The organism is Zoogloea oleivorans, from assembly GCF_008107625.1.
GTDB classification, from domain to species: Bacteria; Pseudomonadota; Gammaproteobacteria; order Burkholderiales; family Rhodocyclaceae; genus Zoogloea; species Zoogloea oleivorans.
This window is the reverse complement of sequence record NZ_SDKK01000010.1, coordinates 160,634-185,511: the sequence shown is the minus strand read 5'-3', so window position 1 is coordinate 185,511 and position 24,878 is coordinate 160,634. Positions and strand designations below refer to the sequence as shown.

Genomic DNA, 24,878 nt, shown 5'->3' with positions numbered 1-24,878 from the left:
CTGGGCGGAATCCTATTTGAGGCTCCGAAACGGGAATGCCGGCTCCGGCGTCTGTCCCGTCATGATGTCTGCTATGGCCCGCCCCGAGCCGCAGGCCAGGGTCCAGCCCAGGGTGCCGTGGCCGGTGTTCAAGAACAGGTTGTCGATGCGGGTGTGACCAATCAGTGGCACGTTGCTGGGGGTCGCCGGCCGCAGGCCGCACCAGTGTTCGGCACGTGCCACATCGGCGACGCCGGGAAGGTGATCCTCCAGCCATGCGACGACGGCTGCACTGCGGGCCGGATTCGGGCTCAGATCATAGCCGTTCAACTCGGCGGTGCCGGCCACGCGCAGGCGATCGCCCAGCCGTGAGCACACCACGCGGCGGGCTTCATCGGTCAGGCTCAGCCGCGGTGCTCGCGCCAGATCAAGGATCGGTACCGTGATGGAATAGCCCTTGACCGGGTAGATCGGCAGTTTTTCTCCCAGTGGCTGTACGAGTTGCGGGCTGTAGCTGCCGGCGGCAACGACGAAGGTATCGGCCTGCAGAACGCCTGCGCGGTAGGCGGAGTCGAGGACGCGAACTCCCGTGATGCGTCCGCGAACCATGTCGAAGGCTTGCACGGCGCTATCGAACACAAAGCGCACTCCGGCCTCCCTGGCCTTCTCGGTTAGAGCCTTGCAGAACAGGTGCGCATTACCGGTTTCATCGTCCATGCCATGCAGTGCGCCGGCCAGGCGCGGGCGCAGGGAGGTGAGTGCCGGTTCCAGGGCGATGGTCTGGTCGGGATCGAGAATGCGGCCGCGGATGCCGAAGTCTTCGAGCACCTTCAGTTTTCCCGGCACATGGGCGAATTCCCGCGGATCTTCGAACAGATGGAGGATGCCGCCTTCACCGGCTTCGTATTCGATCCCGGTCGAGGTGCGCAGGGCTTGCAGTTCGCGCCGGCTGTAGCTGGCCAGATTGGCGATGGCCGCTGTATTGCGGGCCGCCCGCCCTGGCAGGCATTCCCGCAGGAAGGCTGCGGCCCAGCGCCACTGGGCGGCGTCGGCGCGGAAGCGGAAGAGCAGCGGCGCGTCTTTCCTGCCGAGCCAGCGCAGAACAGTGGCGGGGGCCGATGGGTTGGCCCAGGGTTCGGGGTGGCTGACCGAAATCTGCCCGCCGTTGGCGAAACTGGTTTCCAGGCCCGGACCGGGCTGGCGGTCCACGACTGTTACCTTGCAACCGGCCTGGGCGAGATACCAGGCGCTTGTGACGCCGGCGAGGCCGGCGCCGATGACCAGAACTTCCATGATGCCTTGCGCAGAGGGCTCCAGAAGGGCAGCGAGACGCTGCCGTAAAATCGAACCCGCAATCATAAACGACGAAAGGCCACGATCCGGGCGATAATCCGCGCTTTCACAGGTTATTCCGGAGAACTGAGTCATGCGTCGAGTCACGCTCACCCAATTTCTGATCGAGCAGCAACGCAAGGGCCTGATGGGCGCCGATCTGCGTTTGCTGATGGAGGTCGTTGCCCGTGCCGTCAAGGCCATTGCCGTGAACGTGTCGAAAGGCGCTCTTGCCGGCGTGCTCGGCGAGGCAGGCAGCGACAATGTGCAGGGCGAGGCCCAGAAAAAGCTGGACGTCATTGCCAATGACATCCTGATTCAGGCTAACGAATGGGGTGGTCACCTGGCCGCCATGGCTTCTGAAGAAGTCGAGGAGATCCAGCCGATTTCCAGCGACTATCCGAAGGGGGGCTATTTGCTGCTGTTCGATCCCCTCGACGGTTCGTCCAACATCGACGTGAATATCTCCGTTGGCACGATCTTCTCGGTGCTGCGCAGCCCCGAAGGTTCGCAGACCGCGACCGAGGCTGATTTCATGCAACCGGGCACGGCCCAGGTGGCGGCCGGCTATTCGGTCTATGGGCCGTCCACCCAGCTTATCCTGACGGTTGGCGATGGCGTGCATGGTTTCACCCTCGACCGCGAAATGGGCAGCTTCATCTACACCAACCCGTACATGACGATTCCCGAGGACACCAAGGAATACGCCATCAACGCCTCCAACGAGCGCTTCTGGGAAGCGCCGATCCAGCGTTATGTCAGCGAGTTGAAGGCTGGTGCCGATGGCCCTCGCGGCAAGGACTTCAACACCCGCTGGGTGGCGTCGATGGTGGCCGACGTGCATCGCATCCTGACCCGTGGCGGTGTCTTCATGTATCCGCTCGACAGCAAGATGAAGGACAAGGGCGGCAAGCTGCGCCTGATGTACGAAGCCAATCCGATGGCCCTGATCGTCGAAGCTGCTGGCGGCGCCGCCACCACCGGTCGTGAGCGCATCCTCGACATCCAGCCGACCAAGCTGCACCAGCGCGTGCCGGTGGTGCTTGGCTCCAAGAACGAAGTGGAGCTTGTGACCCGCTACCATCTGGAAGGCTGATTCCGGCTTTTTCCGCCAACCGGGCCCGTTTGTACGGGGCCGGTTGAATCGTTTCCCTCCGTGCCGGTCGAATCTGCTGTTGGCTCCCGCCGCTCCAGATCAGGTGACGTCATGTCCACCCAGTTCGACCCCGCAGCCCCACCTCTCAACGATGCCGGATTCGCCGCGCTGCGTCAGGCCATCGAGGCCGTCGCCCGCCGTCCGGAAGCAGACTGCGTCGCCGCGCTGATCGACGAAGCCCGCCTCCTGCCCGCGCCGGCGTCCCGCGTTGCCCGCACGGCCGAGCGATTGGCCACTGGCGTGCGGAACAGCCGCCGCCGGGCCAGTGGCGTCGATGCGCTGATGAACGAGTTTTCCCTCGACAGCCGTGAAGGCGTGGCCCTGATGTGCCTTGCCGAAGCGCTGTTGCGCGTCCCCGATGCAGCGGGGCGTGATCGGCTGATTCGTGACAAGCTGTGTCACCGGGACTGGTCTGGCCATGTGGGTCACAGCCCGTCCCTGTTTGTGAATGCGGCCGCCCGCAGTCTGGCGCTCACCGGTCGTCTGCTCAGCTCCGATGAGCACGTGCGCGGGATCGCGGAGCGGGGTGGCGAGACGCTGGTGCGTGAGGCGATGGATTGCGCCATGCGTCTGGTCGGCCAGCAGTTCGTCCTCGGCGAGACGGTCGACGACGCGCTGTCGCGTGCCAATCGGGGGCTGGCCGCCGATTACCGTTACTCCTTCGACATGCTCGGCGAGGCGGCGGTGACGGCTGACGATGCCGCCCGCTACGCTGCCGCCTATGCCCAGGCCATCCATGCCATCGGCACCCATGACCGCTGGCGCGGCGTGCACAAGGGCAACGGCATCTCCATCAAGCTGTCGGCACTCCATCCCCGGTACACCTGGTCCCAGCGGGAGCGGGTGATGCACGAGCTTTTGCCGCGGGTTCGCCACCTGTGCATGCTCGCCAAGGCGCGTGATATCGGCTTGACCATCGATGCGGAGGAGAGCGAGCGGCTGGCGCTATCCCTCGACCTGCTGGAAGCCTTGGCCAGCGATCCACAGTTGACGGACTGGTCCGGCCTCGGCTTTGTTGTGCAGGCCTACCAGAAGTCCGCGCCGGCCGTGATCGACTGGATCGTGGCCCTCGGCCGACGTTGCCGGCGCCGCATCATGGTGCGCCTGGTGAAGGGCGCCTACTGGGACGGGGAAATCAAGCGCGCCCAGCAGGAGGGGCTGGTCGACTATCCGGTCTACACCCGCAAGGCGCACACGGATGTCGCCTACCTGGCTTGCGCCCGCCGGCTGCTGGCTGCGCCGGATGTGGTTTTCCCGATGTTTGCCACCCACAATGCGCACACCGTTGCCGCGGTGCTGGAACTGGGTGGGCCGTTTCGGTCGGGAGATTACGAATTCCAGTGCCTCCATGGCATGGGTGAGACCCTCTACCGGCAACTGGTCGACGCCGAAGATCCAGCACTGCGCCGTCCGGTGCGCGTCTATGCGCCGGTCGGCAGCCACGAAACCCTGCTCGCCTACCTGGTGCGCCGTTTGCTGGAAAACGGCGCCAACAGCAGTTTCGTCAATCGTATTGTCGATGAGTCCGTCCCCCTCGCCGAGCTGCTTGCCGATCCGGTGGACAAGGCCCTGGTCAGCGGCGGCGCTGCGCATCCCGGTGTTCCGCTACCCGCCGATCTCTATCCGGACCGGCGTAACAGCCGGGGCTTCGATCTGGCTGCGGCACCGGTGCGTCGGGCCTTTCTCGCCGCGCTGGCGCGTAGTCGGGAGGTGCTGCCGCTAGTGCGCCCGCGCATTGCCGCGGAAGTACGGGTGGAGGAGGGCAGCCTCCTGGCGATTCACAATCCGGCGGTGTGCGATGAGGTGGTCGGCCATGTCGCGTTTGCCTGCCCGGCCGATGTGGAGGCCGCGCTGCTGGCTGCCGAGGCTGCTGCGCCGGTTTGGGCCGCCAGCGCCGCCAACATCCGCGCCGCCTGCCTTGAGCGTGCCGCCGATGCGCTGGAGGCGCGCAGTCACGGGCTGGTCGCCCTGCTGGTACGGGAAGCCGGCAAAACCTTCGTTGCCGCTCAGGGCGAGGTGCGCGAGGCGGCTGACTTCTGCCGCTACTACGCTGCGCGTCTGCGGGTGGGGGATGTGGACGGCAGTCTGCCTCTTGGACCCGTCGCGGCGATCAGTCCGTGGAATTTTCCGCTGGCCATCTTTGTCGGCCAGATTGCTGCGGCTCTCGCCGCCGGCAATCCGGTCATCGCCAAGCCGGCCGAGCAGACGCCGCTGATCGCCGATTTGGCGGTGGCGTTGTTGCACGAAGCCGGCATTCCGCGGCATGTACTGCAATGCCTGCCTGGTAGCGGTGAAGTTGTCGGCGCGGCACTGGTGGCCGACCCGCGGGTGGCGGGGGTGATGTTCACCGGCTCGACGGCTGTTGCCGCCGGCATCCAGCGGGTGCTGGCGGCACGGGGCGATGTTCCGCTGATCGCCGAGACCGGCGGTCTCAATGCGATGATCGTCGACTCCACGGCCCTGCCCGAGCAGGTGGTGGCCGATGTGCTGGCGTCCGCCTTCGATTCCGCCGGCCAGCGCTGCTCGGCCCTGCGTTTGCTGTGCGTGCAGGACGACATTGCCGAGCGCGTGCTGACGCTCCTCGACGGGGCGATGGCCGAACTGAAACTTGGCCCGGGCGACGATTTCGCCACCGATGTCGGCCCGCTGATTGACGCCACCGCCCGCCTGCGCATCGACGCCTACATCGATGCGATGCGGGCCAATCGCCATGACGTATTCACCCGCAGCCTGCCGGACGCCTGCGCCGGGGGCCACTTCGTTGCGCCGACCCTGATCGAGATTGCGTCGCCAGCCGAGTTGCGGCAGGAAGTCTTCGGGCCGGTCCTGCACGTCGTTCGTTATGGTGCGCGAGATCTGGACGCTGTCATCGCCGCCATCGCCGCCAGCGGCTACGGCCTGACCCTGGGCATCCAGTCGCGGGTGGATGAGACCATCACCCGCATCGTCAGCCAGGTGCGGGTCGGCAACATCTACATCAATCGCAACATGATCGGTGCCGTGGTTGGTGTGCAGCCCTTTGGCGGAGAAGGCCTGTCGGGTACCGGGCCCAAGGCGGGTGGACCGCTGCTCCTGCACCGGCTGGTGCGTGGCGCGCCGGTGCCGCTGGCGGACCAGCCCCGGCCTGCACGGTCGGTGTTTGATCAGTTTGATGCCTGGCTGGCCGACGGAGCGGCGGCGCTGGTCGACGAAGCTGCCCGCACTCGCCTGCGCGCCTGTCTGGCTGTTTATCGACAGGCATCGCTGGCCGGCCTGACCATGTCTCTCAATGGTCCGACGGGGGAGAGCAACTCCCTGAGCTTCGTCCCCCGTGGCGCGGTGCTTGGCCTGGCCGGTAGTGCCGAAGCCTGGCTGCACCAGCTTGCGGCAGCCCTGGCCACCGGCAACACGCTGCTGCTGCCTGCTGGCGCTCCTGCCGAGGCTTGGTGCCCGCAGCTGCCGGCCGCTGTGCAGGCATGGGTCGAGCGCTGCCCGGATGCCCCCGCCAGTCCCTGTTCCGCCGTCCTGGTCGATTTGCCCGATCCCGAACTGCTGGCCCGTTGGCGTGTGGTTTTTGCCGAACGGGGCGGGGCTATCCTGCCTTTTCTCGTTCCGTCGGCGACTTACGCCATCGAGCGTCTGGTCGTTGAGCGCTGCGTGACCGTGAATACCGCTGCCACAGGCGGCAACGCCAGCCTGATGCGGCTTGGGGACGCTTGAGCAACCCCGGGGACGGACGGAATGTCAGGGCTGCTAGAATCTCGCCCGTGCCACGTCATTCATGTGTCCTCCGCCTGCTGCTCGTCCTGTTTGCCCTGCTTCCGGTCGGCGGTGCGCTGGCGGCCGAGGAGCGCATTGTTCTGGTGGTACCCGACGCGCTGCGTCCGCTGCTCGAGAAACATCTCGATTTTCTCGACCGTCGCCCGGAACAGGCTCTGGATGCGGGGGGGCGCATTGCGCTCTTGCGGCGTGCCCGCAAGGAAATCGCCGAGATGCTCGCCACCGAAGGCTATTTTTCGCCCGCCATCGAAGGTGAGGAGGGCGATGGCGGGGGCTTTCGCATCATCGTCACGCCGGGTCGGCGTACCACCATTGCCCGCGTGGATCTGCGTTTTGTCGGCGATCTGACTCGCGCTGAGGGCCCCCGTGCCGTCCGTCTGGCGGCCCTGAAGGACGACTGGGGCCTGCCGGTCGGCGAGCCCTTCCGGCAGGCGGATTGGGATGCGGCCAAGCAACGCCTGCTCGACGGCCTCAATACCCGTGAATACGCGGCCGCCATGATTGCCGACAGCCATGCGGTGATCGACCCGGAAAGCGGTTCGGCGACGCTGGCGGTAGAGGTGGATTCCGGCCCGGTGTTCCGCTTCGGCCCCCTCGAAGTCACCGGCCTGTCAGACTACGACCAGGCCCTCATCGAGCTCTACCGCCCGCCGCCACCCGGCGAGCCGTACAGCCAGGAGCGCCTGCTGCGTTTTCAGACTGCCCTCCAGAACACCGCCTATTTTGCCTCGGTGGTCGTCGACATCGACCGCAACAGCCCCACGCCGGAAGCCGCGCCGGTGCGCGTGCAGCTCACCGAAGCCAAGCCGCGGCGCTTCGGTGTGGGCTTCGGTATGAGCAGCAATACCGGCTACCGGGTGGAAACCAGCTACCGGGACGCCCATTTCCTGAACAACGCCCACAATCTGGTGAGCGGCATCCGCATCGAGCAGCGACGCCAGCTGGGCTACGCCGACGTGTTTCTGCCGCCGTCCCTGTCGGGCTATCTGGACAGTGTCGGCGTGCTGGCCGAGCACACCAACATCTCCGGCCTGCAAACCCAGCGTCAGTCCGTTGGCGTGGTCCGCACCATTCCTAGCGGGAACATCGAAAACCGCTTTGCTCTCAACTACCAGCATGAAGTCCTGAGCCCCGACGACAGCCTGAAGTCCAGCCGCAACGCGCTTACCGCCAACTGGTCGTGGACCCGTCGGGCGGTCGACAGCATCCTCAATCCGCGCGATGGCCAGGTGATTAACCTGCAACTGGGCGGCGCCGCCCAGGCGCTCCTGTCCGACCGCAATTTCGCGCGCCTCTATGGGCGTTACCAGCTCTTCCTGCCGGCCATCGACCGTGACGTGATCATCCTGCGGGCCGAGGGTGGAGTAACAGTGGCTTCGTCCCGCGATGGCGTGCCGCAGGATTTCCTGTTCCGTACCGGTGGCGCCCAGAGCGTGCGTGGCTATGCTTACCAGAGCCTTGGTGTGACCGACGGCAGTGCCACTGTTGGCGGCCGCTATCTGGCGGTGACCAGCGCCGAATACGTGCATTGGTACAAGGGTGACTGGGGCGTCGCCGCCTTCATCGACGCCGGCAACGCCAACGATGAGCGCAAGCTCTTCAAGATGAACATGGGCTACGGTTTCGGCCCCCGCTGGAAGAGTCCGGCCGGTCCCATCGCCGTAGACCTGGCTTACGGCCAGCGGGATCATCGTGTGCGTTTGCAGTTCGCGGTGGCCATCGCCTTCTGAGGTCTGCACCACAAAAGCCGACACAACCTACCGGGAATCCTCATGCCCAACCGACTCCAGCACGAAACCTCGCCCTACCTTCAGCAGCACGCCGACAATCCGGTGGATTGGTGGCCATGGGGCGAGGATGCCCTTGAGCTGGCCCGTCGCGAGAACAAGCCGATCCTCCTGTCCATCGGCTACTCGGCCTGCCACTGGTGCCACGTGATGGCCCACGAGTCCTTCGAGGACCCGGAGGTCGCGGCGCAGATGAACCGACTGTTCATCAACATCAAGGTCGACCGGGAGGAGCGGCCCGATCTGGATCAGATCTATCAGGCTGCCCACCACATGCTGGCCAAGCGCAACGGCGGCTGGCCGCTAACCGTCTTTCTGACGCCTGACGGCAGCCCGTTCTTCAGTGGCACCTATTTTCCGAAGACCCCACGCTACAACCTGCCGGGCTTCCCCGACCTGCTGGCACGTATCGACCATGCCTTTCGCGATCAGCGCAGCGCCATCGAAGAGCAAAACCAGGCCCTGCGCGCGGCCCTGGCCCAGGGCGAGGCGAAAGGGCATGCGCACCCCTCGGATTTCACCGCAGCTCCGCTGCAGTCCCTGCGCGACGGGCTGGCCTCGACCTTCGACGAGGAGCACGGCGGTTTCGGCAGCGCACCCAAGTTTCCCCACCCGGCCGACCTGGATTTCCTGCTTCGCCACTCTGCAGCTACCGGCGACGAGTTTGCCCGCGACATGGCCCTCAATACCCTGCGCGGTATGGCCGAGGGCGGCATTTTTGACCAGCTGGGGGGCGGGTTTTCCCGCTATAGCGTCGATGGCTGGTGGAACATTCCCCACTTTGAAAAGATGCTTTACGACAACGGGCCGCTGCTGGCGCTGTATGCCGACGCCTGGACCTTGACCGGCGACCCGCTGTTTTTCCGCGTCGCGGCGCAAACCGTCGAATGGCTGCTGCGGGAAATGCGCCTGCCGGACGGCGGCTTCGCTTCTTCGCTGGACGCCGACTCCGAGCACGAGGAGGGCAAGTTCTACGTGTGGGACAAGGCCGAGGTCCGGGAGCTTCTCGATGACCTCGAATTCCGCATTCTGTCCCAGCACTACGGCGTCGCCCGGCCGCCGAATTTCGAAGAAAAGCACTGGCACTTCCATATCGCCAAGCCGCTGGCTGGTGTCGCCGCAAAACTCGGGATTGCCGAGACTGAAGCTGAAGCGGTTCTGGCGAGCGCCCGCGCCAAACTTTTCGCCCGCCGCGAAACCCGCGTCCACCCGGCTCGCGACGACAAGCTGCTGGTGAGCTGGAATGGGTTGATGATCCACGGCCTGATCCATGCTGCGCGGGTGTTCGATCGGCCGGACTGGCTGGCCGCTGCGACTGCCGCCATCGACTTCATACGGACCACTCTGTGGCGCGACGGCCGTCTGCTTGCCACCTGCAAGGACGGTCGGGCTCACCTCAATGCCTATCTCGACGACCACGCACTGCTCATCGCCGCACTGCTTGAAAGTCTGCAGGCCGGCTACCGGGCCGAGGATCTGGAATTTGCCGAGGACCTCGCCGATGCCCTGCTCGACGATTTTCAGGATGAAAGCGGCGGCGGTTTCTTCTTCACCCGCCACGACCACGAAACCCTGATCCACCGCCCCAAGACCGGTCTCGACAACGCGATGCCGGCGGGCAACGGGATCGCGGCGCAGGTGCTGGGGCGGCTTGGCCACCTGACCGGTGAAGCGCGCTACCTGGCGGCGGCCGAGCGCACCCTGCAGGCCTTCTATCCGGCCATGCGCGCCAGCCCCATGGGTTTTGCCAGCCTTGGCGTGGCCCTCGCCGAGCACCGCACACCGCCGTCCGTGCTGGTGCTGCGAGGAAGTGTCGAGGCGCTGCCGGAGTGGCAGCGTCAGGTTTTGGGGGCCTACCGGCCAGGCCTGTTGAGTCTGGGCTTGCCGCCCGGTTTGCGCGGGCTCCCGCCGGTTCTCGACAAGCCTGCCGGTGATGCCGTCAACGCCTGGCTGTGCTCCGGCGTTAACTGTCTGCGTCCATTTGCCACGTGGCCGGCGCTGGCAGCCGAACTCATGATAATTGGCAAACCGCCAGTTGAAGTTTAGACTCCGCTGCTATGTTTTTTGCCACACAACCCGAGAGGATCACAATGAAGAAACTCGTCGCTGTCGCCGCCATCGCCGGTCTGATGGGCTCTACTGCCGCTTTCGCCGATGCCGGTGCCGATCTGGCCAAGGCCAAGAACTGTCTGGCTTGCCACGCCGTCGACAAGAAGGTCGTCGGTCCTGCGTACAAGGAAGTCGCCGCCAAGTACAAGGGCGACAAGACCGCCGAAGCCAAGTTGGCTGAAAAGGTTATCAAGGGTGGTAGCGGCGCGTGGGGCTCGATGCCGATGCCTCCCAACCCTCAGGTCAGCGCTGCGGAAGCCAAGACGCTCGTGGCCTGGGTGCTTAGCCAGAAGTAATCGGCCTCGCCGCCGTATAAAAGCCAGCCTGCGGGCTGGCTTTTTTGTTTCTGACCGCCGCATACGGCGGATCGTCTCCATTCTAGCTGGTCCATGTTGCGAACTTGCAACAGTCCACCGCCTTCTCACGCCCAAAAAACAACGCTGTCCTTGCTCTACCCTTTGCCTGCCCCACACAATGCAGGCCAACTTCTCGTTAGAGAGGTGAAATTGGTCGGCCCCGCGCGAGCGGAACGTGCCAGTCTTCAATCAAGAGGAGAAACATATGCAAAAGAATTTGATCGCTCTGGCCGTCGCCGGCCTGGTTTCCACCGGTGCCTTCGCTCAAGCCAACGTGACCGTTTACGGTGTTGCCGACGGCTCCTTTGACGTTGTTCGCGTTTCCAACACTGCTGGCAACGCCGCTGGCGATAACGACCTGGGCAACACCACCCGTGTTTCCACCAACTCTTCCCTGATCGGTTTCAAGGGCGCTGAAGCTCTGGGCAATGGTCTGACCGCCGTGTTCCAGTACGAAAGCAGTGTTGGCTTTGATAACACTGGCGGTATTGGCGCGACTCGCGACAGCTTCGTTGGTGTCGCTGGCGGCTTCGGTACCGTGGTTCTGGGTAACCTGACCGGCCCGACCCGTGCTCTGGGCGCCGCTCTTGATGTCAATGCCGGCGCTACCGGTATCGGCGCCAACTCTGCCCTGCTGGGCAAGCTGGGTGGCTATCTGGTTAACACCACTGATCTGGCTGGCAGCTACCCCGGTGCAGCTCCCAATACGACCACCAACTGCGCTCGCTCCTCGACCTGCACCTCAATCTTTGATACCCGCTGGAAGAACGCGATTGCCTACGTGTCCCCGAGCTTCGCTGGCCTGAGCGTTACCGCAGCTTACGTGGCCAACGAAAACAAGGCTTTCCAAGGTGCTTCTGCTGCCAATACGACCGGCTACGATGTGGGTCTGAAGTACGCTAACGGCCCGGCTATGGCTGCCGTGACCTACAACGCCGTGTCCCTGGGTCAGACCTTCGCAGGCGGTTCCAAGCAGGCTGACGTGAGCGACTTCCGTGTCGGTGGCTCCTACGACTTCGGTATCGCTTCCGTGCGTGCCCTGTTCGACCATGCCCGTGCTGATCATGCCGGCATTGGTGGCAAGATCACCCAGAACGTATTCGGTTTGGGCGGCACTTTCAACGTGACCCCGGCTGGCAAGTTGCTGGCTCAGGTTTACCTTGCGCGCGACCTGAAGGTTGATGGTTCGGATGCTAAGGATAGCGGCGCCAAGTTGTTTGAAGTTGGCTACGAGCACAGCCTGTCCAAGCGCACCATGCTCAAGGCTGTCTATGCTCACCTGAACAACGACAACAATGCCCGTTACGATTTCGGCATCAACGCTGTCGGCATCAACCCGAGCACTGCTGTTGCTGGCCTGAACACCGCTGGCGCCACCATTCAAGGCATCCAGCTGGGCCTGCGTCACTCCTTCTAATTCAGACTTGCTCTGAATCGGAACAAGACGGGCACCTTCGGGTGCCTGTTTTTTTATTCAGAGTTCCTGAGTGTTATGGATTTGCAGTGCTGGGCAAGCCAAAGAAAATGGCCACCGAATCGGTGGCCATTTTCTTTGTACGGGCATTGGGTGCAGGTTAGCCGAGGAGCACCAGATTATCCCGGTGGATCAGCTCTGGCTCTTCTATGAAGCCAAGAAGTTCCTCTATCTCGCCGGAGCCGTGACGGGCGATGCGGCGGCTGTCGTTGCCGGCATAGTTAACCAGGCCACGGGCGACCTCCTTGCCATCGCGGGTGCGGCAGGCCACAACCGAGCCACGCGCGAATTCCCCATCGACGGCGATGACGCCGATCGGCAACAAGCTCTTGCCGGCCTTCAGGGCATCGATAGCGCCGTCGTCGAGGATCAGGCTGCCAGCCAGTTGCAGATGGTCCGCCAGCCATTGCTTGCGGGCGGCCAGCGGTGTCCTGGTGGCGTAGAGGAGGGTGCCGATATCGTCGCCCGCAGTGACGCGCAGCAGAGCATCGGTTTCGCGGCCGCTGGCGATGCAGGTGTGGGCGCCACTACGCGCTGCGCGTTGCGCTGCGCGCACTTTGGTGATCATGCCGCCCTTGCTGATGCCGGTGCCGGCGTCGCCGGCCATGGCCTCGAGGGCGGTGTTTTCGGCGCGCTCTTCGCCGATCAGCGTCGCTGTCGGATCCTTGCGCGGGTCTGCGGTATAGAGCCCTTGCTGGTCGGTGAGGATGATCAGTGCATCGGCATCGATCAGGTTGGCGACCAAAGCGCCGAGGGTGTCGTTGTCGCCGAACTTGATTTCGTCAGTGACGACGGTATCGTTCTCGTTGATGATTGGTACGACACCCAGTTCCAGCAGCGTCACCAGGGTCGAGCGGGCGTTGAGGTAGCGCGTCCGGTCGGCCAGGTCGGCGTGGGTAAGGAGGATTTGGGCGGTGTGCAGTCCGTTCTGGGCGAAGACGCTTTCGTAGGCTTGGGCGAGGCCCATCTGCCCAACGGCGGCGGCGGCCTGGAGTTGATGCATTTCCTGGGGGCGACTGGTCCAGCCCAGGCGCTGCATGCCGGCCGCAATGGCGCCGGACGACACGAGTACCACCTCACGGCCTTCGGTCCGAAGGGCGGCGATCTGACGGGCCCAGTCGGCCAGGGCGGCAACGGCAAGGCCCTCGCCGTTGTTGGTGACGAGGGCGCTGCCGACCTTGACGACCAGTCGGTGGGCGTTACGGATTGAGGTTCTCATCGTTGTCAGTTTCTTCGCCGTCTTCGGTTTCGTCGTAATCGATGTCTTCTTCTTCTTCCGGTGTGGCCTTGGGTTCGGCTGCGGCGCGGGCTGCGGCTTCAAGTGCGGCGGCGTCCTCGGCGGCCTGGGCAATGGCCTTCTCGGCGTCGAGTACGTCCTGGATGGCAAACACGACTTCCTGGCAGCCGGTGCGGCTGATGGCGGAAACCTCGAAGTGGCGTTCGACCGGGCCGTAGGCGTCGAGGAAGGCGGCAACGCGTTCCTTGCGCTCTTCTTCGTCGGGAATCAGGTCGAGCTTGTTGAGGACCAGCCAGCGGCGCTTGTTGACGAGTTCCTCGTCGTACTTGCGCAGTTCTTCGACGATTGCATGGGCGTCGTGCACCGGATCGGCATCCGGGTCGAAGGGGGCGATGTCGACGATGTGCAGCAGGATGTGGGTGCGTTGCAGGTGGCGCAGGAATTGGTGGCCGAGGCCGGCGCCGTCTGCCGCGCCCTCGATCAGGCCGGGAATGTCGGCGATGACGAAGCTGCGGTTTTCGGAGGTGCGCACCACGCCCAGGTTGGGGGCGAGGGTGGTGAAGGGGTAGTCGGCAACCTTCGGCTTGGCGGATGACACCGCGCGGATGAAGGTGGATTTGCCGGCGTTGGGCATGCCGAGCAGGCCGACGTCGGCGAGTACCTTGAGTTCGAGGTAGAGGCTCTTGCGCTCACCTTCCACGCCCATCGTCTTTTTGCGCGGGGCGCGGTTGGTGCTGGTCTTGAAGTGCAGGTTGCCCAGGCCGCCACGACCGCCCTGGCCGATCAGCACGCGCTTGCCGTCCACATCCAGGTCGGCAATGGTTTCGCCGGTTTCCTGCAGCGTGATGATGGTGCCGACCGGCATGCGCAGGTCGACGTCGCTGCCGCCCTTGCCGTAGCAGTCGGCGCCGCGGCCGTTTTCGCCGCGTTCGGCGACGAAGGTGCGCTTGAAACGGAAGTCGATCAGGGTGTTCAGGTTGCGGTCGGCGACGGCGTAGACATCGCCGCCCTTGCCGCCATCGCCACCATCCGGTCCGCCCATCGGAATGTATTTTTCCCGGCGAAAGGTGGAGGCGCCGTTCCCGCCGTCACCGGCGATGATTTCAATACGGGCTTCGTCGAAAAATTTCATGGGTGTTTCCGGTTGTGGCTTGGGTTTGGAGAAAGCAGTGGATCTATTCGCCAGCCTGAAAGAAAAAAAGCCCTACCGTCAAGATAGGGCTTTGAAGACTTGCCGTCGGCGCTTATTCAGCAGCAGCGACGATGCTCACGGTACGACGCTTGTTGGCGCCCTTGACGGTGAACTGAACGGTGCCTTCGGTCAGCGCAAACAAGGTGTGATCCTTGCCGATGCCGACGTTGTCGCCCGGGTGGTATTCGGTGCCACGCTGGCGAACAATGATGTTGCCGGCGAGAACGAATTGACCGCCGTAGCGCTTTACGCCAAGACGTTTGCTTTCTGAGTCGCGACCGTTACGTGAACTGCCGCCAGCCTTTTTGTGTGCCATGTCGCTTTCTCCTTATGCCGAAATCGCTTCGATGCGAATCTCGGTGTAGTTCTGGCGGTGACCTTGATGCTTCTGGTAGTGCTTACGACGACGCATCTTGAAGATCTTGATCTTGTCGTGACGGCCGTGGGAAACCACGGTGACGGTGACGGTGGCGCCAGTGACTACGGGCGTACCAATCTTGACCGACTCGCCTTCGCCAACCATGAAAACCTGGTCGATGGTGATTTGCGAGCCCACGTCTGCCGGTATCTGTTCTACTTTGAGTTTTTCGCCGGCGACGACGCGATACTGCTTGCCGCCGGTTTTTATGACCGCGTACATGGATGTACTCCGATTTGAAGGGTTTTCAGGAAACGCGGAATTTTATACGCTAACCCGTAACCTGTCAAGGAAGCCCTGTGTTTTGCCCTTCAGCTCCCGATGCGCTCCTGCTGAATCAGCCACTGTCCGTCGCGTAGCGTGAGTTCGAGGGTCTTGGTTTCCCGGAGGTTTTGCTCGCCGGCGCGGTAGGTCTGGGTGAAGCGGGCGCTGGCCTTGTCGCCGGCAGGTTTGATGTCGAGATCGGAAATCGTTACCGAGATGGTTTCGGGTTTGGCCAGGCGCTGCTTGCGCTGGGCGATCCAGGCTTGTCTGTCGAGGCCGTTGGCCGGCTTGAAATCACTTGCATAGTGGGCAAGGTAAGCGGTGACGTCCTTGTGCGTCCAGTCTGCTGCCCAAGCCTCCAGGACGTCCGGGATGCTGCTGGCCGGCGGGGCTGCTGCTGGCGTCGAAGCGTGTGCTGCTTCGGTGGGCAGGGGCGCAGCGCTGGCTTCAACCGGGCTCCTGGCCAGATGAGCGGCTTCCGGGGGGAGGATGTTTTCGGAGCCGGAGACGAATCCACCGCTGGTGCCCGGGCTGACGGTGGCCGCTGAGACTGGCGGGGTGACGGGTTCGTTGTCCGGTACCGGCTTGTCAGGAGGCAGACTGGTGCTGGTCTGGAGTGCGACGCTCTGGCTACCCTTGCCAAACAGGGAAAGTCGTCCTTCTGTGGCAAGCTTGATGCCGAAGGCGATCGAGACAATCACGAACATGGCTGCGATGCCACCGAGGAACCACATGAGGGTTTGTCCGGGTGTCATGGCTGCCGTGGGACTGCAGTGGCTGGTGCTGCTGTGGGGCTGCGTCATGGGAAAAAGTATCGCTAGAAGTGCTGTCGCGCCGAATTTTAGGGTGCCCGACGTCTTCGTGCTGTGGTTTTCCCCCTCGCTGACCTGAAACTCACTGAAGTTAACAGTGCAGGGGTCAAGGCAGGCGGATGAGGATGCGCATGTTGCTGGTGAGATCCGTCCGGTCGAGATAGCCGATCAGATTCGGGGTGTTGCCCAGCCATTGGCGTGCCTCGGCGACGGAGGCTGCTTCTCTGGGAGGCAGGGCGCGGCCGGTGAATACGAGGTGTGACCAGTAGGCCTGGATCTGGGCGGGATTCTTGCCTGTCAGCTTGAGGTAAAAGTCGTCGCGCAGGGTGCCGTTGGGCAGGTCCACGAGGCTGATTGGCGTGCCGTCGCCGAGTGTGACGCTGCGGCCGAGATAGAGCTTTTCGGCCTGCTCGCGAGTCAGTTCGATGGGGCCGCTGCGGTTGCTGGCGACGACAACGATTTCTGCCCGACTGGCTCCGGAGAGCAGTAGCGAGGCGAGTAGCAGCAGGGTGAGGACCTGGCGCATCGGCTTAGAACACGAAGTCCGTCGAGAGGGTCAGGACGTGTATCGGTCCGCCGGGATTTGCATTGTCGCGGAAGTCGTCCGACAGAAAAATGCCAAGCCCGCGGGGCCCGGGCTGGACGCGTTCGAGCTGGGTCTTGATGGCGATGTGACGGGCGGCGTCCCACCGCAGGCCAACGGCGATGCTGCGCTGGGCCTTGTTTCTGAGTGCGTTGAACAACTCGATGGAACTGTCGAGTCCGGGGACGCCGGTGGTGGCGGAGATGTCCGTCGAGACCTCGGCCTGTCGGGCGTAGGTGACGTAAGGCGTCAGCGGGCCGAAGCGGTAGCCGGAGGTCAGATACCAGCCCACCGAACTGGTGGTGTAGCGGTCGACGGTCCGCATGGCGTATTCGCCGACGATCAGGACCTTGTCCTTGTCGTACTGAAAGCCGGTCGAGATGAAGGTGGTCTTGCTGTCGAAGCCGGAGATTTCATTTCGCAGGTGCCCGTTTCCTGTGGCCTCAAGCTGGTTGCTCAGGCTGGTGAAAAAAGAGCCTCCCCAGTTCAGGGCGAGATTGGATTTTGCGAACCCGACCTGCGCGGTCAGGCCGGACGTACTCACGGCGGCCCTGATGCCCCGGGTGGCTTGCAGCTTGCCGGAGCCGTCGCGGATCTTGAGGTCGCTCTTGCCGCCGTAGGCATGCAGTTCCAGGTCCATGTTGCCCAGCGGGAGGCGGTAAAGCGCGTCGATTCCGTCCAGATTGGAGAAGGGATTCAGGCTGTAAACTTCAACCGGCGGGCGTACCCAGGGGATGGTGTAGTTGAGATTCAGCGAGTCGGAGTACATGAAGAACGGGGCGCGCGTGCGGCCGACGCGAATCACCAGCGCGGGGGTCACCAGGAAGCGGATGAAGTTCCAGGTGATTTGCGGCGAGTAATTGTCGGCGGTGCCTTTGCGCACGACTGACTGGACTGTCAGGTCGAGGGATTCGCTGAACTTGAAGGAGCCTTGCAGGCCCAGGACGGAGTCGACGGACAGGTCGACGCTGGTGCCTGCACCGCTGTCCTGCAGGGTGCTGCTGCGGAATATCCGGTTGTCCTTGTCGGTGCGGACGGCGCTGAGGGTGCCGAAGCCCGACAGGCTGAACGGGGAAGGGGAGTCTGCCGCCGTTGCTGTGCCGGGAGGCAGGGCGAGAGCGAGGGCGAGGACTGTTGCGGCGATGCGTCTCATGCGTGGCTCCATTCGGGCTGGCTGGCGTTGGTGGTAAGCCATTCTTCGACCCGGTCTGCCGGTTCGGCGGGGGAGAAGAGGTAGCCCTGCCCGAAATCGCAGTTCAGTTCCCGGAGCAAGTCGGCCTGGGCCCGGGTTTCAATGCATTCGGCCACCACGCTCATGCCCAGTTCGTGGGCCAGGTGGATGCTTGCGCCGACGATGGCGCGCAGGCGGGTGTCGCGTTCGATTTCACGGATGAAGGAGCCGTCGAGCTTGATGGTGTCACAGGGTATGGAATGGAGGTAGCTGAGGGAAGAGTAGCCGGTGCCGAAGTCATCGATGAGTATCTTGAGACCCTTGGCGCGCAGCTTGCCGAGCTGGCTGGTGGCGAGTTCCTTGCGCGTGACGAGGGTGCCTTCGGTGATTTCGAGCTTGAGGGCGCTGGGAGGCAGGCCGTGGCGGTCGATGCAGGCGACGACCTGATCGGCCAGGTCTGTCTGCATGAGCTGGCGGGGTGACAGGTTGACGCTGATCGACAGGTTGGTGTCGGCGAGACCGCACTCGCGCCATGCTTTCAGGCGGGCACAGGTCTGGTCGAGCATCTGCATGCCGAGTTCGTGGACCAGACCGAGGGATTCGGCGAGGGGAATGAATACGTCGGGGCCAATGCGTCGCGAGCTGGCCTGGGGCCACCGCACGAGGGCCTCGAAGCCGGTAGCACGACCGGTTTTGAGGTCGACGATGGGCTGGAAGTGGGCTACCAGCTGGTGATCCCGCAGGGCGGTGCGCAGCTGGGATTCGAGCTGGAGGTCGCGCATGACTTGCTGGTGCATGGCCGACTGGAAGACGGTGATGGTGTTGTCGGCACTGCTCCGGGAGCGGTGCATGGCGTTGTCGGCGTCGCGCATGAGGTCTTCGGCGTTGTTGAAGCCACCGCTGCCGAGGGCTACGCCGATGCGGGTCTTGGGGCACAGGGAATGGCCGTTGAGTTCGGCGTTTTCGGCGAGTCGGACCTGCAGGTTTTCGGAGAAGCGGATCGCTTCGCTGGCCTCGGTGATGTCGTCGAGCAGTACGGCGAACTGGTCACCGCCGATGCGCCCGACCACGTCGCCGGAGCGGGCCAGGGCGCGGATGCGTGACGCCACGAGACGCAGCAGGTCGTCACCGGCGGAGTAGCCGAGGCTGTCGTTGACCACGTGGAAGCGTTCAATGTTGATGTGCAGCACGGCAAACAGGCTGCCGGTGACCCGATCGGCGTGACGCAGGGTGTTCTGCAGGTGTTCGACGAAGAGCGCCCGGTTGGCGAGGCCGGTGAGGCCGTCGTGGAGGGCGTCATGGACGAGCTGGTCTTCGGCCCGCTTGCGCAGGTGGATGTCGCTGATGGAGCCGGCCATGCGCACGGCCCGCCCGCTCTTGGCGTCGAAGACGGCCATGCCGCAGGTCAGGATCCAGCGGTAGCTGCCGTCGGCATGCAGGATGCGGTGTTCGACCATGAGCTGGGCGGATTCCCGTTTCAGGTGGGCGATCATGCGCAGGCGGAAGGGCTCCCGGTCTTCGGGATGGAGGTAGGTGACGAGGGTGTCCCTGGTGCCGGCAAAGGTGTCGGCCGTCAGGCCGAGGATCTCGGCAAAGCGCGGTGCAAAGTAGGTTTTGTCGTTGGCTAGATCCCAGTCCCACAGGCCGTCGTTGGCGGCGCGGGTTGCGAGGGCGTAGCGTTCTTCGCTGTTGGCGAGCTGGTGGGCGGTGGTCTCGAGTTCCTGGATGCGCGACTGGAGGGCGCTGGCCATGCGGTTGAAGTGCTGGCAGAGCTGGGCGAGTTCGTCCTGGCCGTGTTCGGGCAGGCGGTGGGAGAGCTGGCCGGCGGCAATGGCCTGGCTGCCGCGCAGCAGGCGGCCGAGGTTGCGCGTCATGAGGTAGCCGACGGCGCTCAGCAGCAGCAGGGTGAGCAGTACTTCGGCACTGGCGATGGCAATGCCCTGGCTGAGAATGCGCTGCTTGGCGATGGTGAGCGCGGCAACCGAGACGCCGAACTGGACGAAGCCCACCTGGTTGCGTTCGAGAAGCACCGGGCGGCGAATGTGGATCAGGTTGTTGTTGATGCCGGCGCCGAGGTTGAGGGCCGAGGCATCGTCTGGTGGCGGCAGGGTTGTCATGTCCGGCAGGCCGGCACGGACCCGGGTCTGGCCGGTGCTGTCGACGATGCGGACGTAGATCAGGCCTTCGTTGGTTTCGTTGAGAAGCTCGCCGAGGGCGTCCTGCAGGGCTTTGTAGCGCCCCTGGGGCACGAAGGTGGCCGTGACCACGTTGAGAATGGCCGAATTCTGGGCGATGAGCGTGTTCAGGCTGGCCGTGGTCGCCTCGTTCATGAGGCGCCCGCTGTTGGTGAGCAGCAGGGTGAGCATCACAATCTGGACTACGGTGCTGGCCAGCAGGAGGCGAACGCGGATCGAGAGCTTGCTCGGCATGTAGTTGTGATGGTCGGGCGCGCTGAAAGGGGGCGCAAATTTTTAGTCGGCAGTCGGCATGGATATGACGATCTGGTCGTCGGCATCCCATTGTAATCTGTCGCCAGCCCGTACGAGTGAGCCGCGTTGTCCTGGCCTTCTTTGCCTGCTGCGGCAAGGGCGATGCTGGTGAAAAAAGGGCGGCGATTTGTATCGCCGCCCCTTGCTGACCGTCTATGAGGCCTATTTCTTCCAGGTGTCGCGCAGGGTGACCGTGCGGTTGAACACGGGGGCTCCCTCCCGGGAGTCGACGCGATCCGCCACGAAGTAGCCGTGCCGTTCGAACTGGAAGCGCGCTTCTGCCCTGGCGGCCCGCAGGGCGGGTTCGAGCTGGGCGGTGATGACCTGCAGGCTGCCTGGATTGATGTCATCGAGGAAGTCGCGCTCCACGCCTTCCGGATCGCCTTCGCGACGGTTGCCCGGGTAGGCGCTGGAGAACAGGCGGTCGTAGAGGCGCACTTCGGCCGCGTAGGCGTGGGCCACGGCAACCCAGTGCAGGTTGCCCTTGACCTTGTAGTTGTCGGCGCCCGGGGTGCCGGACTTGGAGTCGGGCAGGTATTCGCACAGCACGGCGGTGATGTTGCCGTCGGCATCCTTCTCGCAGCCGGTGCACTTCACCACGAAACCGTAGCGCAGGCGCGCCATGTTGCCCGGGTAGAGGCGGTGATAGCCCTTGACCGGGGTTTCCATGAAGTCTTCGCGCTCGATCCACAGTTCGCGGCCGAAGGGCATTTCGCGCTTGCCGAGTTCGGGGTGGAGCGGGTGGTTGGGGGCGTGGCAGCGCTCGGTGTGGCCTTCGGGGTAATTGGTGATGATCAGCTTGACCGGGTCGAGTACGGCGACGCGGCGCTCGGCGGCTTCGTTGAGGTGCTCGCGCATGCAGTCCTCGAGCACGCTCATGTCGATCCACGAGTCGCCCTTCGAGACGCCGATGCGCTCGGCGAAGTGACGGAAGCCTTCCGGCGTGAAGCCGCGGCGACGGGCCCCGACGAGGGTCGGCAGGCGCGGGTCGTCCCAGCCGGCGACGTGCTTTTCTTCGACGAGCTGGATCAGCTTGCGTTTGGAGAGCACCACGTAGGTGAGGTTGAGGCGGGCGAATTCGATCTGGCGCGGCACCGGGCGGGAGAAGAAGCCGCCGTCGGCGAGGGAGTCGAGCAGCCAGTCGTAGAACGGGCGTTGGTCGGCGAATTCGAGGGTGCACACCGAATGGGTGACATCTTCGAGCGCGTCCTCGATGGGGTGCGCGAAGGTGTACATCGGGTACACGCACCAGCGGTCACCGGTGCGGTGATGGGTGGCGTGGCGGATGCGGTAGATGGCCGGGTCGCGCAGGTTGATGTTGGGCGAGGCCATGTCGATCTTCGCGCGCAGGATGTGTGTGCCGTCGGGAAATTCGCCGGCCTTCATGCGCTGGAAGAGTTCGATGTTCTCGGTCACGCTGCGGTTGCGGTAGGGGCTGTCCTTGCCCGGCGCCGACAGGGTGCCGCGGTAGGCGCGCATTTCCTCGGCCGACAGGGATTCGACGTAGGCCTTGCCGACCGTGATCAGGTGCTCGGCCATGGCGTACATCTTGTCGAAGTAGTCCGACGCAAAGTACAGGTGCTGGCCCCAGTCGAAGCCCAGCCACTGCACGGCCTCGATGATGGCGTCGACGTATTCCTGCTCTTCCTTGGTCGGATTGGTGTCGTCGAAGCGCATGTGACAGGCGCCGCCGTAAATCTGCGCCAGACCGAAATTCAGGCAGATGCTCTTGGCGTGGCCATAGTGCAGATAGCCGTTCGGCTCGGGCGGGAAGCGGGTTTCGACGCGGCCGCCCCATTTGCCGAGGCGTCGGTCTTCGTCAATGAGGTTGCGGATGAAATTGCTGGGTGCAGCTTCTTCGGGCAGGGAGGTCGGAGCGGTCATCTGGATCGTACCTTGACGGGCGTGGGGCTGGGTGCCGCCGGAGTCTGGAAAGCCCCGGATTGTAGCCGAAGGCGGGGCTGCCGAAGATTTGTCGCCAGCGAACGGTTGGCATGCAAGCCAGTAATGGATGTTGTGATGTTTTTCACATTTAAAGGTCTGGTTTTTTGCGAATTTTTCGATACTGCCAATTGTTAGGTAGGCGCTTGGGGCAGTGTTTCGGTAAAAGAGCTTCTGCTACCGGATGGGCTTCCCGGCCCGGTTCCGCCATTCATCCTCTTCCCGTACCTTGAATCGATGATGCATCCCCGTCGAGCCTGCCTTCTTCTTCCTGCCCTGTGGCAGGCTGCCGCCGTGTGTGCCGCTGAGCCGCCGCTGGTCGATCTGACGCTGGAAGAGCTGGTTCGGCTTGATGTGTCCGCCGTGTCCCGGAAGGCCCAGAAGCTCTCCGAGACGCCGGCTGCGGTGACGGTGCTGTCTGCCGAGGATATCCGCCGCAGCGGGGCCCGCAGTGTGCCGGAAGCCCTGCGCGAGGTGCCAGGTGTGAACGTGGCGCAAATCGGCGGGGGGCGCTGGGCCGTGAGCGTGCGCGGCCTCGGGGGACGCTTCGCCAACAAGCTGCTGGTGCAGATCGATGGCCGCAGCGTCTACAGTCCGCTCTTCTCCGGTGTGTTCTGGGAAGCTCTGGACGTGATGCTGGAGGATGTGGAGCGCATCGAGGTGATCCGCGGGCCGGGAGCGTCCCTGTGGGGGGCGAACGCGGTCAATGGGGTGATCAACATCGTCACCCGCAAGGCCACGGCCACCCGTGACAGCCTGGTGTCGGCAAGTATGGACGATCAGGGGCGGGCGGTGACGGCGGTGCGCCAGGGGATCGACCTGGACGGGATCGGGGCATTGCGTGTCTACGCCAAGGGCAGTGAGCTGGAGCGTTCCCGTTCGGTGGATGGCAAGTCCGAGCGGGACCGCAATCATGGCTGGCTGGCCGGTTTTCGCATGGACGGGGCCGGCTCCGGGGTGGATGCCTGGATGTTGCAGGGCGCCAGTTATCGTCGCACCACTACCGAGAACATCGAAACCCCCGCAGTGGGCGGCTACGGCGGCCTGGTGCCGCTCCAGTTCGAGTTCGAGGGGGCCAGTCTGACCGGGCGCTACAACTGGGGGCTGGCCGATGGCGAGGCATCGTTGCAGGTCTATCTCGATCACCAGTGGGCCAATGTGGCTACCTACGGCAAGGGGACGGTCAATACCGCCGATCTCGACTTCCAGCATCGCCTGGTGCCCAGTGGGCGGCACGAAGTGATGTGGGGGCTGGGGAGCCGTTACATACAGACCGAGATCCAGGCGACCACCGAAGTGCTCAGCATTCTGCCGCCGCGCCGCGAATACCGGGTGATGAGCGCCTTTGTGCAGGATGAGATTACGCTGGTGCCGCAAACCTGGAGGCTCACCCTGGGCGGGCGTTTCGACTATGCCAGCACCTCGCGTTTAGAGCCTCAGCCGACGGCCAGGCTGATGTGGACGCCGACGCTGGCGGACAGTCTGTGGACCAGTTGGTCGCGGGCTGCCCGGACACCGTCGATCGGCGAGTCGGACGCCACGATTTTGTTCGGACTCCAGCCGACGCCGCCTGGCTCTCCTTTTCCGGCGGTGGCGGTGGTGTCGAAGCCGGGCGCTGGCTGGAGCCCGCGGGCCGAGCGGCTTGATGCGCTGGAGCTGGGCTACCGTCGCAACCTGGGCAACGGCAGCTTCGAGGCGGTCCTCTTTCATCATGACTATCGCCGCCTGATCAGCGAGACCACGGGACCGATCGGTCCGGGAGTGATCCCGATTCCGGTGGCGCCTTATTACGCTCCCGTCCAGTCCATGTATCGGGGCAACCTGAGTGCCGCCCGGAGCACCGGGCTGGAGCTCGGCCTTGACCTGCCCGTGACGGCCAATCTGCGTCTGCAGGCGAGTTATACCCTGATGGATACGGCGGCCCGGCGCAGCGCCGACCCGGTCCGCAACGCTTACGGGCGAATCCTCGAAGGCTCTGCCCCTCATCACTGGGCGAGCCTGCACACGCTGGTCAACCTGGGCCGCGGCCGCGAGCTGGATCTGATGCTGCGCCGGATGGGGGCCATCGGGCAGGGCGGGGTGCCGGCCTACACGAGTGTCGACCTGCGCTATGGCTGGCGCGTCAATCGCTCCTTCGAGCTGGCCCTGGTCGGACAGAATCTTTTTGATCCTCTGCACCTGGAGTACGTATCGAATTTCTTCCCCGGGCAGCCGGCCTACCAGCCGCGGCGGGCTTACGTTCAGGGCGTTTGGCGCTTCTGAGGATGTTTGCGTGATGCGTCGCCTTTACCGGATTGCGATCCTGGGCGTACTTGGCCTTGGCGGGTTCTTTGCCTGGGCTTCCCCGCCGCCTGGTGAATACCAGATCAAGGCCGCCTACCTGCTCAATTTTGCCCGTTACGTGGAGTGGCCCGGCGTGCGCCTGCCCAGCGGGGCGCCGCTCCGTCTGTGCATCCTTGGCCGTGACCCCTTTGGGGGCGTGCTGGCGGGTCTGGACGGGCGCCAGGTGAGTGGGCGTGAGGTGCGTGTGCGCCAGGTGGACAGTGTGGAGCTGGCGGCCGAGTGCCACATCGTTTTCGTGTCGGATTCGGAGGAGCGCCGGCTGGGCCTTATCCTGCGCGGTCTGGCCTTGCGCAGCGTGCTTACGGTGAGCGACATCGACGGCTTTGCCGAGGCGGGTGGGAGCATTGGCCTGGTGACCGAAGACGAGCGAGTGCGTTTCGACATCAACCAGGCTTCGCTGCAGCGGGACAGCCTGCGCGCCAGTTCCCGATTGTTGCGCCTCGGGCGTAACGTCATCGGCATGAAAGGCCCTTGAG

18 protein-coding genes are annotated in these 24,878 nt (G+C 64.2%); 8 read left to right on the top strand and 10 right to left on the bottom strand.

Annotated features, from left to right (window positions below; all coding sequences use genetic code 11):
- Positions 1-12 precede the first annotated feature (12 nt).
- Positions 13-1,272, bottom strand: coding sequence for a D-amino acid dehydrogenase (locus ETQ85_RS12325; protein WP_148579367.1), 1,260 nt, complete (start codon positions 1,270-1,272; stop codon positions 13-15).
- A 133-nt stretch (positions 1,273-1,405) separates the two neighbouring features.
- Between ETQ85_RS12325 and ETQ85_RS12320 the strand changes: the two genes are divergently transcribed.
- From ETQ85_RS12320 to ETQ85_RS12295, 6 genes are all read left to right on the top strand, one after another.
- Entirely contained in the window at positions 1,406-2,407 is a 1,002-nt protein-coding gene (locus ETQ85_RS12320) for a class 1 fructose-bisphosphatase (protein ID WP_148579366.1), read from the top strand.
- A 111-nt stretch (positions 2,408-2,518) separates the two neighbouring features.
- Positions 2,519-6,166, top strand: a complete 3,648-nt coding sequence (gene putA / locus ETQ85_RS12315) for a bifunctional proline dehydrogenase/L-glutamate gamma-semialdehyde dehydrogenase PutA (protein WP_148579365.1) — start codon at positions 2,519-2,521, stop codon at positions 6,164-6,166.
- Positions 6,167-6,213: 47 nt separating this feature from the next.
- Positions 6,214-7,956 carry an autotransporter assembly complex protein TamA gene (locus ETQ85_RS12310; RefSeq protein WP_148579364.1) on the top strand — a complete coding sequence of 581 codons (1,743 nt, stop codon included), beginning with the start codon at positions 6,214-6,216 and terminating at the stop codon, positions 7,954-7,956.
- Between the two features lie 42 nt (positions 7,957-7,998).
- Positions 7,999-10,059 carry a thioredoxin domain-containing protein gene (locus ETQ85_RS12305; protein ID WP_148579363.1) on the top strand — a complete coding sequence of 687 codons (2,061 nt, stop codon included), beginning with the start codon at positions 7,999-8,001 and terminating at the stop codon, positions 10,057-10,059.
- Positions 10,060-10,103: 44 nt separating this feature from the next.
- Positions 10,104-10,418, top strand: a complete 315-nt coding sequence (locus tag ETQ85_RS12300; protein WP_148579362.1) for a c-type cytochrome — start codon at positions 10,104-10,106, stop codon at positions 10,416-10,418.
- A gap of 265 nt (positions 10,419-10,683) precedes the next feature.
- Positions 10,684-11,895 carry a porin gene (locus tag ETQ85_RS12295; RefSeq protein ID WP_148579361.1) on the top strand — a complete coding sequence of 404 codons (1,212 nt, stop codon included), beginning with the start codon at positions 10,684-10,686 and terminating at the stop codon, positions 11,893-11,895.
- 157 nt (positions 11,896-12,052) lie between these two features.
- On the opposite strand, the gene proB is transcribed toward ETQ85_RS12295, so the two are convergent.
- The 9 genes from proB to ETQ85_RS12250 all read right to left on the bottom strand — a co-directional run bounded on the left by proB (position 12,053) and on the right by ETQ85_RS12250 (position 22,002).
- Entirely contained in the window at positions 12,053-13,171 is a 1,119-nt protein-coding gene (gene proB / locus ETQ85_RS12290) for a glutamate 5-kinase (RefSeq protein ID WP_148579360.1), read from the bottom strand.
- Positions 13,152-14,321, bottom strand: a complete 1,170-nt coding sequence (gene obgE, locus ETQ85_RS12285) for a GTPase ObgE (protein WP_148579359.1) — start codon at positions 14,319-14,321, stop codon at positions 13,152-13,154. Before obgE ends, proB begins: the two co-directional genes overlap by 20 nt.
- Before the next feature lie 112 nt (positions 14,322-14,433).
- Positions 14,434-14,697: a 50S ribosomal protein L27 gene (gene rpmA / locus ETQ85_RS12280; protein ID WP_148579358.1), complete on the bottom strand. Its 264-nt coding sequence runs from the start codon at positions 14,695-14,697 to the stop codon at positions 14,434-14,436.
- 12 nt (positions 14,698-14,709) lie between these two features.
- A complete protein-coding gene (gene rplU, locus ETQ85_RS12275) occupies positions 14,710-15,021 on the bottom strand; it encodes a 50S ribosomal protein L21 (protein WP_148579357.1) in 312 nt (103 codons plus the stop codon).
- A gap of 89 nt (positions 15,022-15,110) precedes the next feature.
- Positions 15,111-15,797 carry a YybH family protein gene (locus tag ETQ85_RS12270; protein ID WP_187394688.1) on the bottom strand — a complete coding sequence of 229 codons (687 nt, stop codon included), beginning with the start codon at positions 15,795-15,797 and terminating at the stop codon, positions 15,111-15,113.
- A 184-nt stretch (positions 15,798-15,981) separates the two neighbouring features.
- Positions 15,982-16,401, bottom strand: coding sequence for a hypothetical protein (locus ETQ85_RS12265; protein WP_148579355.1), 420 nt, complete (start codon positions 16,399-16,401; stop codon positions 15,982-15,984).
- A gap of 4 nt (positions 16,402-16,405) precedes the next feature.
- Positions 16,406-17,611: a hypothetical protein gene (locus ETQ85_RS12260; protein WP_148579354.1), complete on the bottom strand. Its 1,206-nt coding sequence runs from the start codon at positions 17,609-17,611 to the stop codon at positions 16,406-16,408.
- Positions 17,608-20,058, bottom strand: coding sequence for an EAL domain-containing protein (locus ETQ85_RS12255; RefSeq protein ID WP_148579353.1), 2,451 nt, complete (start codon positions 20,056-20,058; stop codon positions 17,608-17,610). The genes ETQ85_RS12260 and ETQ85_RS12255 overlap by 4 nt, the downstream gene beginning before the upstream one ends.
- A gap of 222 nt (positions 20,059-20,280) precedes the next feature.
- The gene (locus tag ETQ85_RS12250; RefSeq protein WP_148579352.1) at positions 20,281-22,002 is read right to left on the bottom strand and encodes a glutamine--tRNA ligase/YqeY domain fusion protein; all 1,722 of its coding nucleotides are present in this window, start codon (positions 22,000-22,002) and stop codon (positions 20,281-20,283) included.
- Between the two features lie 297 nt (positions 22,003-22,299).
- Here ETQ85_RS12250 and ETQ85_RS12245 point away from each other — a divergent pair, with 297 nt between their 5' ends.
- Together ETQ85_RS12245 and ETQ85_RS12240 are read left to right on the top strand one after the other, a co-directional pair.
- Positions 22,300-24,321 carry a TonB-dependent receptor plug domain-containing protein gene (locus ETQ85_RS12245; RefSeq protein ID WP_222862145.1) on the top strand — a complete coding sequence of 674 codons (2,022 nt, stop codon included), beginning with the start codon at positions 22,300-22,302 and terminating at the stop codon, positions 24,319-24,321.
- Between the two features lie 13 nt (positions 24,322-24,334).
- A complete protein-coding gene (locus ETQ85_RS12240; protein ID WP_246128759.1) occupies positions 24,335-24,877 on the top strand; it encodes a TOL_0243 family YfiR-like periplasmic protein in 543 nt (180 codons plus the stop codon).
- The last annotated feature ends 1 nt before the right edge of the window (position 24,878 follow it).

Bases quoted from the DNA above. Each gene is read 5' to 3' on its own strand.
- ETQ85_RS12270 (WP_187394688.1), bottom strand. From the start codon at position 15,797: ATGTGGTTCCTCGGTGGCATCGCAGCCATGTTCGTGATTGTCTCGATC.
- proB (WP_148579360.1), bottom strand. From the start codon at position 13,171: ATGAGAACCTCAATCCGTAACGCCCACCGACTGGTCGTCAAGGTCGGC.
- ETQ85_RS12325 (WP_148579367.1), bottom strand. From the start codon at position 1,272: ATGGAAGTTCTGGTCATCGGCGCCGGCCTCGCCGGCGTCACAAGCGCC.
- ETQ85_RS12300 (WP_148579362.1), top strand. From the start codon at position 10,104: ATGAAGAAACTCGTCGCTGTCGCCGCCATCGCCGGTCTGATGGGCTCT.
- obgE (WP_148579359.1), bottom strand. From the start codon at position 14,321: ATGAAATTTTTCGACGAAGCCCGTATTGAAATCATCGCCGGTGACGGC.
- putA (WP_148579365.1), top strand. From the start codon at position 2,519: ATGTCCACCCAGTTCGACCCCGCAGCCCCACCTCTCAACGATGCCGGA.
- rpmA (WP_148579358.1), bottom strand. From the start codon at position 14,697: ATGGCACACAAAAAGGCTGGCGGCAGTTCACGTAACGGTCGCGACTCA.
- ETQ85_RS12320 (WP_148579366.1), top strand. From the start codon at position 1,406: ATGCGTCGAGTCACGCTCACCCAATTTCTGATCGAGCAGCAACGCAAG.
- ETQ85_RS12295 (WP_148579361.1), top strand. From the start codon at position 10,684: ATGCAAAAGAATTTGATCGCTCTGGCCGTCGCCGGCCTGGTTTCCACC.
- ETQ85_RS12240 (WP_246128759.1), top strand. From the start codon at position 24,335: ATGCGTCGCCTTTACCGGATTGCGATCCTGGGCGTACTTGGCCTTGGC.
- ETQ85_RS12255 (WP_148579353.1), bottom strand. From the start codon at position 20,058: ATGCCGAGCAAGCTCTCGATCCGCGTTCGCCTCCTGCTGGCCAGCACC.
- ETQ85_RS12305 (WP_148579363.1), top strand. From the start codon at position 7,999: ATGCCCAACCGACTCCAGCACGAAACCTCGCCCTACCTTCAGCAGCAC.
- rplU (WP_148579357.1), bottom strand. From the start codon at position 15,021: ATGTACGCGGTCATAAAAACCGGCGGCAAGCAGTATCGCGTCGTCGCC.
- ETQ85_RS12250 (WP_148579352.1), bottom strand. From the start codon at position 22,002: ATGACCGCTCCGACCTCCCTGCCCGAAGAAGCTGCACCCAGCAATTTC.
- ETQ85_RS12245 (WP_222862145.1), top strand. From the start codon at position 22,300: ATGCATCCCCGTCGAGCCTGCCTTCTTCTTCCTGCCCTGTGGCAGGCT.
- ETQ85_RS12265 (WP_148579355.1), bottom strand. From the start codon at position 16,401: ATGCGCCAGGTCCTCACCCTGCTGCTACTCGCCTCGCTACTGCTCTCC.
- ETQ85_RS12260 (WP_148579354.1), bottom strand. From the start codon at position 17,611: ATGAGACGCATCGCCGCAACAGTCCTCGCCCTCGCTCTCGCCCTGCCT.